The organism is Sphingopyxis sp. CCNWLW2 (assembly GCF_037095755.1).
Lineage (GTDB): Bacteria > Pseudomonadota > Alphaproteobacteria > Sphingomonadales > Sphingomonadaceae > Sphingopyxis.
Window position 1 is genome coordinate 2,362,363 of record NZ_JBAWKJ010000001.1, and the last position, 15,699, is coordinate 2,378,061.

Consider the following 15,699-nt stretch of genomic DNA (forward strand, 5'->3'; position numbering starts at 1 on the left):
GAAGAATCTCCCGCGCGAGCCTCACAATCGGGAGAGAGGGGATATCATGGTCCGCGCAATTGAAATGAACTTGGCTCGACTATCGCTGCTGTCGACTTCGCTGGCAGCGCTCGCAATCGCACAGCCTGCTGCCGCGCAAGCGACCGTTCGCGAATTCAACATCCCAGCCCAGCCCTTATCGTCCGCCTTGCTGGAGTTTTCGCGGCAGTCGGATGTGCTCGTCGTGGTTTCGCCCGAAGTGGTGAACGGGAAGCGGGCTCCCGCGCTGCGCGGGTCGCTGCCGGTCAACGAGGCGATAGGGCGGCTGCTCCGGGGGAGCGGTCTGCGCGCGGTGCCCAATCCGCGCGGTGGTTATCGGATCGAGCGCGCGGCGCCGCCCGCCGTCGCGGATGCTTCATCGGCCGCGGCTCCGGATGCCGCCGTCGAAGCCGAAGCGATCATCGTGACCGGCTCGCGCATCGCGCGCTCCTCGAAGTCGGTGCCCGGTTCGGTGACGGTGTTCGACAGGGAGCGGATCGACCGCAGCGGGGAGGGTACGATCCGCGGCGTTCTCGAGCTTAGCAGCCAGGCCGGCATGACACCGACCCAGGCCAGTTCCTTCCTGGGCGCAGCGCCCGTGCAGCTGCGCGGCCTCAGCGCCGGCACGACGCTCGTGCTCGTCAACGGTCGCCGCGTGACGCCTTCGGGAGCGACCGGCGTTTCGTTCGACGTCGGCAGCATCCCGCTCGCGGCCGTCGAGCGCATCGAAGTGCTCGCGGACGGCGCCTCGGCCATCTACGGCGCGGACGCGGTCGGCGGGATCGTGAATGTCGTGCTCAAAAGCTCGGGGACGGGGCTGACCGTTGATGGCCGGCTCGGCGTTGCCGATGGCGGCGTGGGAGAGGAGCGGCGCCTCTCCGCGACCTACGGTTTTTCGACCGGACGGCTGCGCGGGTCGATCTCCGCCGATTATTTCGATACCGGCGGCATATTGTTCAGCGACCGGGCGCGAACCCGCGATCTCGATTACCGTCGCTTCGGGAGCCTCGATCGCCGCCTTCCCTATACCGACCAAGGAACCGTCCATTCGCTCTCCGGCGGCAATCTTCCCGGTCTGACCGCCACCCGCGCGATCATCCCGGTTACAAGCAACGATCGCCCCACCATCCCCGATTTCGCGGCTACCGCGGGGCAGGTGAGTGTGGGCGGTGACTATTATCAGCTGAGCAGTATTCAGTCGCCGATCGAGCGGTACGGCGCCGTTGCGGATCTGAGCTACGATGTTTCGGACGATGTGACGCTTTTCGCCAACGCCCTCGCGTCGCGGCAGAACGGCAAATATGTCGTTGTCCGGCCCTATATCGACACGACGACGATCGTCCCGGCGAGCAACCCCTATAATCCCTTCGGCGTGAACGTCGGCGTCAACCGGCTGCTGACCGGCGTCGATCCGGATGTCAACCATACGCGCGACACCTTCCTGCGTTTCCTCGCAGGGGTAAGGGGAAAGGCGGGCGCCGATCTCCGCTGGGAGGTCGCGGTCAACTATTCGCGCGACAACAACCGGGTGCATGAAGAGAATTATTTTGACACGGCCCGCCTCGCGGCTGTTCTCAACAATCCCGATCCCAACGCAACGCTCAATCTGTTCGCGACCGGGCCGGTGGCCAGCGAGGCCGTCCTGGATTCGCTCTTTCAGGAGGTAGACAAGCGCTATCTGGCCAGCGCCCTAAGCGCCGACGCCCAACTCACCGGCTCGCTCTTCCCGCTGCCCGGAGGCAACCTGTCCTTCGCGCTCGGCGCGGAGGTTCGCCGCGAAAAGATCGACATCACCTCGCCCTTCGACAATACCAAGGGACGCCGGGATGTCGCCAGCGGCTATTTCGAGCTGCGTGCGCCGGTCCTCGACACGCTGACTCTTTCGGGCGCAGGCCGCTTCGACCATTATAGTGATTTCGGCAGCTCCTTTAATCCGAAGCTCGGGTTCGAGTGGACGCCGACAAAGGCGGTCATGCTCTCCGGGACATGGGGCACGTCGTTCCGCGCGCCGCCGCTCGCCTTTATCAACAGCGTGGCCTTTGTCGTGCCGCTGGTGGTCACCGACCCTTTACGGGGCAATGAATCCGTCACCGTTCCGACCACCCGCGGGGCAAATCCGAACCTTCAGGCGGAAACCGCTGACAGCTACACGGTCAGCCTTCGGGTGACCCCGCTCGACACGGCGAGCCATCACCTCGATGCGAATATTTCGGCCTGGTGGGTGTCGCAGGCAGATCGCGTCGTCACGCCAAACGGGCAGACGCTGGTCGACAACGCCAGCCGCTTTTCCGACCGGGTCATAAGAAGTGCTCCGACGCCAGCGGATATTGCGGCGGGGCGCCCTGGAGCGCTCCAGTCGATCGACGCAAGCTATATCAACTTCGGAACCGCGAAAACGAACGGCATTGATGCCCAGGTCAATTATCGCGGCGAAGGGGGTGCGACGCGCTGGTCGGTGAACGGATCGGTCACCCGGGTCCTCAACTACAAGGCCGAGCTCGTGCCGGGGCTTGTCGAAAACCGGCTCGGTTCCTTTTCCTTCGATGGCTATGCCCCGAAATGGAGAGGATCGATCACCGGCAGCATAGGGCAGGGGCCAGTCGATCTGACCGGAACGCTGCGCTATATCGGCAGCTATCAGGACAGGCGCGGAACGCCCTACATCCTGGGCGACCGCGCGTTTGTCGATCTTCAGCTATCCATGCAGAGCCCGGCAACCGCTGGACCTTTGCAGAACGTTCGAGTGACTGTCGGGGCGTCGAATCTGCTGAACACGCAGCCGCCGTTCTTCAATCTCTCGCTGGGGTATGACCCATTTAACTACAACAACCGCGGCCGCTTCATCTATACCAGCGTCCGCAAGGCGTTTTGATCGATGCCGCCTCTCGGGATAGCTTCGCGGAGGATATCCGCGGTCGCCCTTCTCCTGGCAATCGCCGTCGCAAGCCCGGTTTCGGGCAAGGCGGTCGAGGGTCGGGAGGGGAGCGCTCTGCGTTCTTTCACTGTCAAGGACGCCATCGAGCGGTCGACGCTCGGCGGCTTCGGGGACAGGCTGCAGCCCTCACCCGATGGCCGCGCATTCGCCTTCATAACATCGAAGGGGGAACTCGGCGGCGGATTGGTCCGCTCGACGGTCTGGATCGTGAGGAAGGACGAAGGGGGCCAGTTCCGCGCGACCGCCGGTGCGGAGCGCACGAGCACGACAAATGACGAACCGATTTCGTCGCTCCGCTGGGTGGATGACGGCCGAGGGGTCGCTTTCCTTTCGCCCGACGATACCGGGTTTCCACAAGTCTTCCGGTACGATCTGGCCACCGGCGAAAGCCGTCAGGTTACTCGTGTGCAACAGAAGATCGTCAGTTTCGACCTGAGGGGCGACGACTGCCTGTTCTACGCGGTCGCACGGGGGGCTAGGGAGTTTCCGGCGCCCGGAGGATATCTCGGCGGAGAATCCCTGCTCGGTCTGCTCATGCCCGAACAAGATAGTCTTAACGAAGAGGGTGCCGCCTATGTGCAGCAGACGGGCGGGCCCGCCAAGCGGCTGACCGCGCTGAAAAAATCCCTCGCCTATCCCTTTGTCCGGTTCGCCATCGCGCCGGACGGGGGCAGGGCGATCGCCATGCTACCGGCGTCGCCTGACTCTGGCTTCGCCGCGGCATGGAAGGCGCGGCCCGGCACGCGGCCACTTGTCGAGGCGATGCAGTCCATCGCGGTACAGCCCTATCTTGTCGATATTGCGTCGGTGAGCGCTCGCCCGCTTTTGTCCGCGCCGACAGGCATCGCTATCGGGGACACCTCAGCGAGCCAGCTTCTCTGGGCCGCCGACGGACGCCAGGTGGCCCTGACCAATGCGTTGCTAGGATCGCAGGATTTGAAGGAGGGCGAGGAACTTCCTTCCGATCCCCGCACCGTCATCATCGATATCGGCGCGGCGGGCTCCGATCAGGTGTCGGTAGTCGATCAGCGCGGCGAGCCGGGCGAACGCGCAGCTAAGCTGAGCTGGGGTGGCAGCGGCGAACTGGTCGTTGAAAGCGCCGCCGGGGCGGGCAGCGGCCAGGGTCTCTACAGCTTTGCCTCGAAGGGGCGCCGCTGGCGAACGACATTCGGCCGCGACGAAGGCAAATGGGTTCCAACGGGCCGGGCGGAGATAGGGCCGGCGACGCGGCTCCGTAGAGACGATGTCGATTTCTTCGTCCGCGAAGATGCCAACACGCCGCCGCAGATCATTGGCCAGGACGCGGGCTCCGGCAAGCCGTCGTTCGAATTCGATCTCAATCCGCAGCTCAAGACCATCCGCCTGAACGCCATCAAAGAAGTTAAGTGGACGGATGCGACGGGACATGGCTGGTCGGGCGGGCTGATCCTGCCCGCGACCCGAAAGGCTGGCGAGCGCATTCCGCTCGTCATCGAGCTGAAGTTCTTCGACCCCACGCGCTTCTCGCCCGACGGTCCTTACACAACCGCCTTTGCAAGCCAGGCGCTGGCCGCAAAAGGGATGGCCGTCCTTGAGCTCAATGCCTTCGACCCGGCCACAATGGATACGGCGAAGGAAGGGCCGACGCAGATGCGCGGGATCGAATCCGCAATCGACTTTCTGGCCTCACAATATGGGATCGACCCGGATCGCGTTGGTCTGATCGGGTTCAGCCGGACCTGCTATCACGTCGCTTATGCCCTCACGCACTCGACCCGTCGCTTCGCAGCCGCCACCATCGCGGACGGCCTCAGCGGCGGCTATGTGCAGTATCACGCTTATTCGCTCAATCACACGGCCTTCAACGGCATCAAGCCGCTCTATGACGGGCTGAATGGCGGGCCGCCGTGGGGCGAGACGCTCGCGAACTGGATCAAGAACAGCCCCGATATGAATGCGAGCAGGATTTCCACCCCTTTGCGGATCGAGATGCTCGGGAAATCGTCGGTGCTTCAGGAGTGGGAAATCTACTCCACCCTGAAGCTGCAGAGCAAGCCGGTAGACGCCTTATACCTGCCTGACGCCACGCACGTCCTCGTCAAGCCCCGCGAGCGCTATCTGTCGCAGCAGGGGAACGTCAACTGGTTCGCCTATTGGCTCTTGGGTCAAGAAGCGCGCGATGCCGATAACGATCGGGATTATAAGCGATGGGACAGGTTGAATGCGATTGAATCGGACGCTGCGGCGCTAATATCAAAATAGTGCTGGAGTTCGGCCTAAGCGCAATTATCCAACCGTCTTTGATGCGTTTCACCGACGGCAAGCGTCATGGCAATTGGAACTTATGAAAAAGTTCCAATTGCTTTGCCGGCTAAGGAGAAAATGCCCGGAAGTATCCAAAGCCCCGCAACGAAACATCTTGTCGGGCCAACATTCCCGAACTCACCAAGGCGCGAACGATGGGGGTGTTTAATCTCATCACCATTTGCGCTGTTTGGCAGCACCTTGACGACGATGCGCGCCAGCTCGCCATGGCCAATCTCGCGCATATGACAACTGCGGATGGCCTGCTGATCATGTCGCTTTGGCACGGCCCCGGAGCGGACGGGCGACAAGTGTTCCCGGTGTCCGCAGACGAGACCGTTAGCGCGGCGGGCCTATGTGGCCTCGAATTGGTGCAACGGACGGAGGCTGCGTCGGTGCAGGCCAGAAATCAAGCAAACGGAGTCTTCTGGACCTGGCTTGCATTGAAAAAGGCCAGCTAATGGGGAGTTTTTGCCTCGCTACCACGACCGACTTCGGTCGTTCAGGGCGTCCACGCGAGACCTCTGAGAATGTCGGCTTTCTTGAATTATTCCCCGGAAGCTGCCTGTCTGAAACCGGCCAAAAAGGGCATCCGATTGAAGTCAAGCTCCGAAAGATCGGACTGTCGCCAGCATACCTTGGATCACATGAACAAGCTGGGGAGCCGGGAGATTGTCGAGCATTGAAAAATGCCGCCATTTGGCGAGTCGTATGTTCAGGGCTTCGGATAGGGCGATTCGCCGCCGAGGCTGTCGTTCGTGTGACCGACGATCACGTCGCACAGGCAGGCCGCATCGGTACAGGCGTCCCGCTTTGCGATGAAGCTGGCATCGCGCGGGGGATCGCGGCGGTCGACTTCCTGCCCGGTTGCATTCTCGTTTGCGTATACCCAGGCAAGGTCATCGAGGCGGCCCATACGCCAGAGTCCGGAGGGGTATTCGTCCGACGAGTCGCACATCAGCTGATGCGCCTTCACGGTCGGGGCATCGCAACTGATATCGGACAGGATGTCCGCATAGGACAGTTCGAGCCTTGCGATACTCTTTTCAACTGCGGCAAAGTCCGCCTTGCAGCTCTGCGCAAGCGCTATCTGGGGAACCAGTAGCAATGCGATAGCAAGAACCGCGCGAGGTGCAGTGCAGTGAAGCCGTGACAACATGGGCATCGGGACGCTTCCTTTACAAGGGGACAGTTAGACGCCGCAGATCAGCTCGCTTTGCCCGCGCGACCGCGAACCGGCATCGGTGGGGCGGATCGTCGTCGAGACTTCGACGTCGTCGTCGACGGCAAAGTCGCCGTTCTTGTCGATCGTGAAACCCATCTGCCGGAAAGCGGCCTGGACCTTGCTCGCCGGATCGCCAAACGCGACACCCTGCCATTCGTATCCGACGATTACGGCAGTCACGCGCAGGCCGCGAAATTTCTTGTCGACCGGGAAGTCATATTCTTCCGCCATCTCCTCGATATTCTCCCCGTCGCGAGCCTTGCGCGCCCTTTCGAAATAGGGCTCGAGCTCGGGGCCGAGTTCGCAATTGCGCGCGTCGAACTGGATGAGTGAATTGGCCACCGCGCCTTTGGCCGGCGACGGTTCGGTGGCGCAGGCCGAAGCCGTCGGCATATAGCCGACGCCGCCGCCGGGCAGTCCGATTTCGGTAAAGCCGTCGGCGGTCGCACCGACCAGCCGAACCGCCGCGCCTGGCTTCAGGGTCGTTTTCAAAGCGGCGCCCGCGGCTGCTCTTTCCAGCACCGAGCATTGTGCGGTCGTGATGCGATCACTGCCGTCGAGGCTTGCCAGCACAGGCGGAGCGGCTTTTGCCAGGTTGGCGAGGCTGATGAAGCCGCTGCCGCCGTCGAGCTTGAGCCATTGCTTGCCGCGCTCATCGGTCGCGAGAGTGCCGGCCGCCTTTTCGCCGCGCTTCAACGACCCGACGATTTTCGATCCCTGAAGCGACGCCCGGTCGCGCAAATTCGCTTCGGCGACGGCATAGAGCATTGCCCTCTCGGCCGCAGCCTGCTCTCCGCCCGCGTCGGCGCTTTCGACGGTGCCAGCCTTTTCGCCGGAGCTCGAAAGGCCAAGCCAGGCGCCGCCGCCGATCGCGACGGCCAGCAACGCTGCGCCGCCCAGAAGCAGGCCGGTCCGGCGCGGTGCGGGCGAAGCATCACCGGCGTCGACGTCGACGTCGGTGGCCGGCGAAGGCGCAGGGACGACGGCGGGCGAAGCGGCGGGGGCGGCGGCATCTTCCGGGCCGGAAACCGCGGTGCCGCATGTCGCACAAAAGCGCGCCTCCGGAGAAAGCGCCGATCCGCATTCGGAGCAAAAATTCGCCATTCTTCGTCGTCCTTTGATTCGTTGAAGCGCATCTCGCGGGCTCCGCTTAGCCGGCGATCGCGGATCGTCGATGTGATCGACCGCACATTGATCGAATAATCAATGAAATTCGTAGGATAGATACGGATTTGTTGCGACCCCGCAGTTGTTCGCGAGAAAGCGTCGCGAAGCGATCCGCGCGACCGCATTGGCGGTCGTTTCGGCAGTTTTCGACGCCTTAACATCATGCTAGCTGCCAAAATGGTGAGCGCGATCACAATCCTGCGCGTTCGATCCGCTACGAAGGCTTTCGAGACAGGCGGTAACGATTCCCCGCCGCCAACAGAAAAGGATGATCGATAATGTCCCATCGCCGCTTGAGCTTCCTCGCCGCGATCGTCGCGGCGCCGCTGTGGGCGTACATGCCCGCCGCGACCGCCCAGGAAGCGCCTGCGAGCGAGTTCAGCGACGATCAGCAGAAGATGCTGGACCTCGTCAACAAGGGCATGGACTTCGAGCGCGCGGGTAAGCCCGTCGAGGCCGAGCGTATCTATCGCCGCTGGATCGAGGAGGCCACGAAGCGTTACGGCGCGGACGGGCTGATCACCAGCCTCGGCTACCGGCTGCTCGCCGGCAGCCTCGAAACGCAGAACCGGCTCAAGGAGGCCGAGCCTCTCTGGAAGCGCCTACTCGACATCAACCGCTCGCAGCTCGGCGAAGACGATGACGAAACGCTGACCGCCTATATGTTTCTGTCGTCCAACTACATCAAACAGGGCCGGCCGGGCGAGGCGTTGCCGCTGCGCCGCGCGATCCTCGCCAAGCGGATCGCCCAGCGGGGGGAGAAAGACGGAAAGACGATCATCGCGACGGCCAATCTAGCCGCGGCGCTCTCCGAACTCGGCGAGATGAAGGAAGCCGAGACGCTGTTCCGCAAGGCGCTTGCGACCAGCCTCGAAGTGCATGGCGAAAAGCACGGCGAGACCGCGACGGCCTATGGTAATCTCGGCGACGTGATGCGCAGCCTTGGCCGCTATGACGAGGCCGAACCGATGCTCGAGAAGGCACGCGCGATCGACGAGGCGCTGCCGGAGACGAAGAGTGCCGACATCGCGCTCCGCTATTACAACAGCGCGGTGAATTTGGGTGACATGGGTCGCTATTCCGAGGCGGGCGCCGCTGCAAACAAGGCGCTCGACCTGTGGCGGACGAGCAAGGGCGACGATAGCCCGCAGGCGGCGCTCGGCTATACCGCGGTCGGCTACACCCTGATGTCGGAAGGCCGTTTCGCCGAAGCCGGTGGCGCCTACCGCAAGGCGCTCGACATCCGCCGCGTCCGGCTCGGTGAAGAGCATCCGCTGACAGGCGAGGCCTATAACAATCTCGCGCTCAACATGGAAAAACAGGGCCAGCCGCCGAGCGTGATCGAGCCGATGTTCCGCAAGGCGCTCGATATCACGCGTGCATCGCTCGGCGAGACCAGCCAGCGCACGGCAACCCTCTATGCCAATGTCGCGCATGTACTGAACGAGCAGGGGCGCTATATCGAGGCCGAGCCCATGTATCGGCGTGCACTCGACATTCAGGAACGGATCACCGGCACCGAACATCCCTCCTATGCGACGACGCTCCTCAATCTTGCCTTTAATACGAGCGACAACGGCCGCGACGATCAGGCCGAGCCGATGATGCGGCGCGCGCTCGGCATTTTCCGCGCCAAGTTCGGCGACGATAATCCTGAAACGGCGTGGGCCTATACCAGCCTCGGATCGACGCTCGGCGCGCTTGGCCGCCACAGGGAAGAAGCCGAAATGACGGCCAGGGCGCTCGATATCCGGCGCCGCCTGCTCGGCGAGGATCATCCGCTTACCGCCGTCGCCTATAATAACGTGGGGGATGCACTGGTCCGCGCCGATGGCGGGCAGGGCGACAAGGCTGCCGAGCCCTATTACCGCCAGTCGCTCGCTATCCTGCTCCGCACGGTGGGCGAAGCGCACATCGACACCGCGCACGCCTATAGCCGAATCGCATCCAGCCTAGCGCGGCAGGGACGGACGGCCGACGCGGAGCAGGCGGCGGCAAAGGCGGTCGCGATCGTACGGCGCCTGAACGAGCAGGCGGCGGCGGGTGCGAATGCGATCACGCTGTCGGCGCTCGACCGGCAACAGGCCGATCCCGGCCGCAGCATCTATACCACCTATATGAACGCGGCTTTCGCGCTGATGAGCGATACGCCCGACGCGGCGGGACAGTCTGCGATCCAGAATCGCGCCTTCCTCGCCGCACAGGATGCGATCAGCTCGGCGTCGGGGCGCGCCGTGCTGCAAACCGCCGCGCGCGCTGCCGCCAAGACGCCGCAAATGGCGGAAGCGGTGCGCCAGGAACAGGATCTCGCGGCACGGGCGAACATGCTCGACAAGAATCTGCTCCGCGCGCTCGGCGATCGCAAACCGGTCGAGGTCACGCGGCTTCGCGGAGAATTGGACGCCGTGCAGGCCCAGCTTGCGGAAGTCAGCGCGCTGATCGACCGCAAATATCCGGCCTATCGCGAGCTGGTATCGCCGCGTCCGATCAGCCTCGCCGAAACGCAGAAGGCGCTCCGTCCCGATGAGGCGCTGTTGCTGATGACCGAAGCGGCGAACACCTTCCATCTGTTCGTGGTTACCCCGACCGCCGTCGGCTGGAGCCGTCCGGGGCGCGAGATCGACGTCATCCTCAAACAGATTTCGGACCTGCGCTGCGACGTGGATTATGCGACCTGCACCGACGCGCGCAAAGCCGAACTCGACGCGCTGCCGACCACCCAAAAGGAACAGGAAGGCCAGCGCCGCTTCGATCTCGATACGTCGCATGCCCTGTATCAGGCGCTGATCGAGCCGGTCGAACCGCTGCTCAAGGGTACGAAGCGCCTGTATGTGACGAGCTCGGGCAAGCTGGGCGATTTGCCGCTCGCGCTGCTCTCCACATCCGCGCTTCCGGCGGGCGCCGACATGGCCGATCCCGACGTGCTGGCCCGCGCGCAATGGCTCGCGAACCGCTACGCCTTTACCAGCCTGCCGTCGGTCGCGTCCCTGACGCTGGCGCGCGACTCCCGCGCCCGGGCGAGCATCGAAAGCTTTCGCGGCTATGGCGCACCCGTCCTGCTCGGTGGCGATACCGGTTCGCGCGCGGCGACGGGTGTCGGGGTTTTCGGCGCGGTCTCTAACGCGGGCTCGCCGCTTGCCGACCCCGACGCGCTTCGCAAGCTCGCGCCGCTACCCGGTACGAAGGTCGAGCTGACGGCGATGGCGGAGCTGTTCGGCGCGTCGGAGAGGAGCCTGACGCTCGATCGCGGCGCGACCGAAGCGGCCTTGCGGCAGGATCCCACGCTGGCGAACAGCCGCGTGATCGCGATCGCGACGCACGGCTTGCTTCCCGATCCGCAACTCGGACTGGGCGAACCCGGTCTCGTCATGACACCGCCCGTGACCCCGAGTGACCTCGATGATGGCCTGCTGACCGCCACCGAAGCGGCACAGCTCGATCTTTCGGCGGACTGGGTCATTCTTTCCGCGTGCAACACGGCATCGGCCAGCAATTCGGGCGGTAGCGACAGCCTGTCGGCTCTTGCCCGTGGCTTTCTTTACGCCGGCGCGGATGCGCTTCTCGCCAGTCACTGGCGCGTATCGGATGACGCAACCGCGGCGCTGACGGTCGAGACGCTTATGGCGCAGCGGGCGGATCCGGCGAGGACGCGGGCGCAAGCATTGCAGATGGCGATGAACGCGGTACGGACCGGCAAGCGTACCGACGGAACCGCGGTTCCCGGATGGCGCGCGGCATGGGCCCATCCAAGGGCATGGGCGGCATTCACCAATATAGCCAACCGCGACGAATAGTTGCGCGGAGATTCGCTCCGGGTCTCCAAAGAGGAACTGGCGCGAGGCAAATCGATTTTGCACCCCATCATTCAGTGTCTGCGGCTATCCAGGTCGACAAGCACTATGATCCACCGCCTCATATCAGCTTTCGACATGTGGAGATGAATAGCGGCCTGTCTGCTATCGGCCGATCATGCCTCCCTGCCTGGCATCGGACGCCAGTCGCGCGAAGCGCCTCATCGGGTGGCCTAAAACGAGTCCTTCGATAATTTCGCATTCGCCCACTGCCGTACGAGCTCACTTGCTTGACTTAGCCGCGTCCGGGCCGCGTCGGGCTGGCGAAAGTTGCAACCGAAATCGAAGCGCAGCGAAGTTTCGCGGTCGCCGGCCCGCCAGTTGAGCGCGCCCGTTCCCTGATCTGTGACCGCCCCGTCGCAAGGCAATTCGTGCATGTCCTCGAGCGGCTGCAATATCACGCGAATGCGTTCGAAGCCCTCCGGTCCGGCATTGAACGTGCCGCCCGCCTCGACGCGAATGGTTGTGCGGTAAGCGCCGCGCCCCGAACCATCGATCCACCATTCGGTCCGCCCGCCGGTCCAGCCGTTGCCGGTGCCGGCATAGGAAATCCGATCAGGCGCCCCGGCGGACTGGGGTTCCGGGATCCTTCCTGGCGTATCGGTCGAGCCAGCCAATGCGATGGCGGCGAGGGATGCGAGTTTCCAAATCATGGAGCAACTCCGCTGTCTTCATCATCGATGCGTTGCCGCGCCGGGCGCGCGGCGGCGCTAGCGCGCTTTGATGCCAGCGAAATCGTGCACGAACAGCCCCGGCTTCCGGCTGTCAAACATCGCCTGAAGTTCGCAGGCCGTGCTCGCCCGCTTCTTGCAGTTCGCCCGCGCCGCCGCCTGCGCTCGCTTGGCCGTGGTTTCGGCCGTCGCGCCGTCGTCGCTGCCATTGATGCGATAGGCCTGGATATACCCGTTTCCGGACAGCGCGTTGGTTTCGCACGGACGCGAGGTTGCATCGCTGCACGCCTTGATCGCCGCCGCGGTCGCGGCATCGGCGCTGCGGTGGCCACTCGCAACATAGAGCTTGGCATTATATCCCTCGTCGGCGCCCCCGACGACCCAAGCCGACGCCGCGAAAGATTTACGGACCGCGGGGCCGGGGAAACGCCGGTTGGTGCTGGCGCGGATGGTCGCAAAAACCTCGCACGGCAGCAGTTGTTTGGACGAACAGTCCGCCATCACCTGATCGCGTTCGGCTCCGCCTTCGCCGGCCCAGCCTTTATAGAAATATCCGCTTCGGTCGCGGATGATCACTATCGACGAATTCCACCATGTGCCGGCCGACGTACAGCCGCCGCCCATCACCTTGTTGCACGCATCGAGCGCGCCATGCTCGCCGACATTATTGGCGCCGACATAATTGCCATCGACCCAAACATCGGCGGCGTCGACATGCCAGGCGATCGCCGCATAGCTGTTGCTGGGCGCCGCGGGCTGTGCGGACGCCCCCCCGCTATCGTCGCGCGCGCACAACGGCGTCGGAGCGACGCCGGGGCCACCGGGGGCCATCCCGACCAGCCGTTCGCCCGGTCCGGGACCGTTGCACGGGTAGTGCTGCGCGTGCACCGAAACTGGCGAAAGGCACCAGGCCAACGCGATCAGGAGCATTTTTCCGATCGTATGCATATTGAAGTTGCGCATCATACCAGTCACCCCATGCAGTTGATATGGTTCACGATAACCCAAAAATCCTGCGCGGAAAGTGTTTGCGATCACACCGTCGCGATACAGGATTAAGGGACGGGGTTCGGGCGGGAATCGTGATGGCGCCGTAGCGGGAAACCTTCGGCCTGATCGCAGAGCTGGTCGCCGGCACCGAAATGCCCATCCGGTGAACTTACGCGGCCAAGATGCGCGCCGAGTTGGCGCAACAAGATACCGGAACGGCGCTGACCCCAGCAAGGGCCTAAGACCTGCACACTGTTTATCGCCATTCGAGCGCTCTCTCCCGCGACAAACCAGCGCCACGTGGAAAGTCAGTATAATAGTACATCTCAACAATTGATTGTGAGCGGCGCCCGGCTGGTCATGTGCGACGTCTGCCTTTCTCGATCCCCGCCCGAAAGCATACTATCGCCTATCGGTCAGTTGCGACTATGCGATCTTTGGAGCTTTTGTTGGTACCGCTAAGTCGTTCTCATCTGCAACCGGCGAAGCCGGTGAACGCGTCCTTCGCAATCTTGTTATCCCCGGCGTTCAGGCTCTGACAATCTGTGCGGTCCTAATGCGAAGCGATGGCCTGCCGGGGAGTCGGGCAAAGGAGGATTTCATGAAAGTCTGTTCGCATCAAGCGGTTATGGTCCTGGCAGTTCTCGCATTGCCGGCCTGCGCATCGGCAGCGCGCGTCGCTCCCGTCAGCGCGCAGGCGAGCGATGCGGCAACGCTACCCGCGCTGATCCGTTCGAACATACGTAATGAGTTCACCATGCAAGCGCTTTTCATGGGGCGGCTGCACCTCGATCCTCACGGATGCCTTCGGGGCGACGATGAAGGCCCGATCATCGTCTGGCACTACGATACCGGCATCGAGAGGGCGCCCGACGGTCGTATCCGGATCGCAGACGGCACGACGGGGAATGCCGTCCATGTCGGCGACGAAATCGCACTGACCGGCGGCTATAGGGCAGGGCCTCTGAGCAATGTCACCGAACCGGTGCCAGAGCCCTGTCGCACCCCAAAGCGCTTTTTTATCGCGGGGCGCGTGATGAGCGAGGCGCAGCGGCAGGATATACTTGCACGCCAGCGCCGCCAGCCGGCGGCGCCGTTGCCCGTCGGCGCACCGCCCGCGCCAACGGTTCGGCGCTGAGATCGCACCACTGGCAGGCGTGGCGATTACTCACCGCACCTCTCGGGCTATATGTTGCATGGATGCAGGAGACAGGTGTGACTACCAAGCGATGGGCGGTCCTCGCCGCACTGATCTTCACGGCGCCCGTCGCCGCTCAGGATCTCCCCACAGATCAGCTGGAGCGGCACGCCGATGTGGTGCGCCAGGACATGCTCCTGAAATCGACAATGGGGAACGGCCCGGCGCGCCGGAATGATCGCGCACGCCGCGCGGCACCGCAACAGGTTGCCGCTTGTTCAAATAAAGCGCGGTTCCGCAGCGAGCATGGCGTGAACCATCCCAAGGTGCGAAAGCTCTACGAACTGTGTCACAGCATCGGTCGCTGAACGCTTTCGTGCGCTAAACGACGACTGAAAGGGAGCGGCGCGCAGGCGCCGCTCCCCGACGGTCATGTCGTTTGCAGGGGTTTGCCGACATTCTCGGCTGCGTTCGCTTCGCTGGCCGGCGCCTTGGCCGCGTGGTCGCAGTCGCCCGAACTCTTGGTCACGACTTTGGGCCGCTGCCCCGCCCCGAGGGAGGTGACCTGAACGCTGCGGCTGCATGGGCCATCGCCGGTGCTGGTGGACGAGAAACTATAACTCACCGTCCCCGCGGGTAGCGACCCGAAGCCGGCAAGATTTATCATGCCAAGCGCGTTCGGTTCGCGCTGCAGGGTATGCACCTGCTGCATCATCATCTCGGTTTGCCGGTGCATTGCCGCTGCGATCCGGTCGAACATGGCGAAAGGGGGCGGCTTCGAAAGGATCGGTCCACTTGACCGGAATGAGCTTCACTGCCGGTGCCACGGTTACCTTCGGTGCGACTTCGCCTTGATATTCGATCCGGGCGACCGAACCGTCGGGCAGGCCGACTTTCATCACCCGGGTATCTGCGTGTGCCGCTACCGCCGTGCCTGGGGCTGCCAATGCCGCGATGCTGGCGAAGACGGCCGTACGGATTTTACGCATCAATCGTCCTCCTGTGTTGATGGTGGGAACGGAAATCTATCCGGCGAAACTGAACGCAGAATGACTCGGCGCGGCCGAATTGAGTCGCTCCTTGTCATGCGCGCCGATCGGATAATCGCCGCAGCACAGCGCGTGCGGACCGGTTGGCGAGCAGCAAAGCCGGGACGGCGCTTCGCCGGTCAAACAGGGTGTCACTGATCTGCGCGTCGCGGCCGGGCCCCGGACTTCGAAGGGGACGCCTTCGCTCCGGCAATAGCGCTCGGCGGCACCGCGGGTCGCAAACCGAAGCTCCACTTGCGCCAGCGGGTCGCCTCCACCGGTCCGGCCGGTGAGCGGATCCGCTCTGGGACGCCATCGCGGAGCAAAACGCAATCGCCACCGGCTCGCCTGCGCGCGGCCTGCACGGTTGGTGCCGATGGGCAGAGGCTCGAT

12 protein-coding genes are annotated in these 15,699 nt (G+C 63.7%); 6 read left to right on the plus strand and 6 right to left on the minus strand.

The genetic code is table 11. From position 1 onward, the window contains the following. Positions 1-46 precede the first annotated feature (46 nt). The 3 genes from V8J55_RS11120 (at position 47) to V8J55_RS11130 (ending at position 5,697) form a co-directional block, all read left to right on the plus strand. A complete protein-coding gene (locus V8J55_RS11120; protein WP_336445666.1) occupies positions 47-2,890 on the plus strand; it encodes a TonB-dependent receptor in 2,844 nt (947 codons plus the stop codon). A 3-nt stretch (positions 2,891-2,893) separates the two neighbouring features. Continuing rightward, on the plus strand, positions 2,894-5,194 hold the full coding sequence (locus tag V8J55_RS11125) for an alpha/beta hydrolase family protein (RefSeq protein ID WP_336445667.1): 2,301 nt from the start codon (positions 2,894-2,896) through the stop codon (positions 5,192-5,194). Between the two features lie 197 nt (positions 5,195-5,391). Continuing rightward, positions 5,392-5,697 carry a hypothetical protein gene (locus V8J55_RS11130; protein ID WP_336445668.1) on the plus strand — a complete coding sequence of 102 codons (306 nt, stop codon included), beginning with the start codon at positions 5,392-5,394 and terminating at the stop codon, positions 5,695-5,697. Positions 5,698-5,951: 254 nt separating this feature from the next. Here V8J55_RS11130 and V8J55_RS11135 read toward each other — a convergent pair whose 3' ends face one another. Next, positions 5,952-6,401, minus strand: coding sequence for a hypothetical protein (locus V8J55_RS11135; protein WP_336445669.1), 450 nt, complete (start codon positions 6,399-6,401; stop codon positions 5,952-5,954). A gap of 27 nt (positions 6,402-6,428) precedes the next feature. Beyond that, a complete protein-coding gene (locus V8J55_RS11140; RefSeq protein WP_336445670.1) occupies positions 6,429-7,565 on the minus strand; it encodes a zinc ribbon domain-containing protein in 1,137 nt (378 codons plus the stop codon). Between the two features lie 341 nt (positions 7,566-7,906). Here V8J55_RS11140 and V8J55_RS11145 point away from each other — a divergent pair, with 341 nt between their 5' ends. Further along, the gene (locus V8J55_RS11145; protein WP_336445671.1) at positions 7,907-11,422 is read left to right on the plus strand and encodes a CHAT domain-containing tetratricopeptide repeat protein; all 3,516 of its coding nucleotides are present in this window, start codon (positions 7,907-7,909) and stop codon (positions 11,420-11,422) included. Between the two features lie 230 nt (positions 11,423-11,652). Here V8J55_RS11145 and V8J55_RS11150 read toward each other — a convergent pair whose 3' ends face one another. Together V8J55_RS11150 and V8J55_RS11155 are read right to left on the minus strand one after the other, a co-directional pair. Next, positions 11,653-12,132, minus strand: coding sequence for a hypothetical protein (locus V8J55_RS11150; protein WP_336445672.1), 480 nt, complete (start codon positions 12,130-12,132; stop codon positions 11,653-11,655). Positions 12,133-12,189: 57 nt separating this feature from the next. After that, on the minus strand, positions 12,190-13,116 hold the full coding sequence (locus tag V8J55_RS11155) for a DUF4189 domain-containing protein (RefSeq protein ID WP_336445673.1): 927 nt from the start codon (positions 13,114-13,116) through the stop codon (positions 12,190-12,192). A 781-nt stretch (positions 13,117-13,897) separates the two neighbouring features. On the opposite strand from V8J55_RS11155, the gene V8J55_RS11160 reads away from it, so the two are divergent. Then, entirely contained in the window at positions 13,898-14,278 is a 381-nt protein-coding gene (locus V8J55_RS11160; RefSeq protein WP_336445674.1) for a hypothetical protein, read from the plus strand. Positions 14,279-14,355: 77 nt separating this feature from the next. After that, positions 14,356-14,646, plus strand: coding sequence for a hypothetical protein (locus tag V8J55_RS11165; RefSeq protein WP_336445675.1), 291 nt, complete (start codon positions 14,356-14,358; stop codon positions 14,644-14,646). A 62-nt stretch (positions 14,647-14,708) separates the two neighbouring features. Here the strand turns inward: V8J55_RS11165 and V8J55_RS11170 are convergent, their stop codons facing one another. Beyond that, positions 14,709-15,038, minus strand: coding sequence for a hypothetical protein (locus V8J55_RS11170; protein ID WP_336445676.1), 330 nt, complete (start codon positions 15,036-15,038; stop codon positions 14,709-14,711). Positions 15,039-15,303: 265 nt separating this feature from the next. Further along, complete coding sequence (locus tag V8J55_RS21675; protein ID WP_443030804.1) at positions 15,304-15,699, minus strand: NADH dehydrogenase ubiquinone Fe-S protein 4; 396 nt, start codon at positions 15,697-15,699, stop codon at positions 15,304-15,306.

Coding starts and splice junctions, on each gene's coding strand:
- V8J55_RS11155 (WP_336445673.1), bottom strand. CDS start 13,116: ATGATGCGCAACTTCAATATGCATACGATCGGAAAAATGCTCCTGATC.
- V8J55_RS11140 (WP_336445670.1), bottom strand. CDS start 7,565: ATGGCGAATTTTTGCTCCGAATGCGGATCGGCGCTTTCTCCGGAGGCG.
- V8J55_RS11135 (WP_336445669.1), bottom strand. CDS start 6,401: ATGCCCATGTTGTCACGGCTTCACTGCACTGCACCTCGCGCGGTTCTT.
- V8J55_RS11150 (WP_336445672.1), bottom strand. CDS start 12,132: ATGATTTGGAAACTCGCATCCCTCGCCGCCATCGCATTGGCTGGCTCG.
- V8J55_RS11130 (WP_336445668.1), top strand. CDS start 5,392: ATGGGGGTGTTTAATCTCATCACCATTTGCGCTGTTTGGCAGCACCTT.
- V8J55_RS11145 (WP_336445671.1), top strand. CDS start 7,907: ATGTCCCATCGCCGCTTGAGCTTCCTCGCCGCGATCGTCGCGGCGCCG.
- V8J55_RS11125 (WP_336445667.1), top strand. CDS start 2,894: ATGCCGCCTCTCGGGATAGCTTCGCGGAGGATATCCGCGGTCGCCCTT.
- V8J55_RS11160 (WP_336445674.1), top strand. CDS start 13,898: ATGCAAGCGCTTTTCATGGGGCGGCTGCACCTCGATCCTCACGGATGC.
- V8J55_RS11170 (WP_336445676.1), bottom strand. CDS start 15,038: ATGTTCGACCGGATCGCAGCGGCAATGCACCGGCAAACCGAGATGATG.
- V8J55_RS11120 (WP_336445666.1), top strand. CDS start 47: ATGGTCCGCGCAATTGAAATGAACTTGGCTCGACTATCGCTGCTGTCG.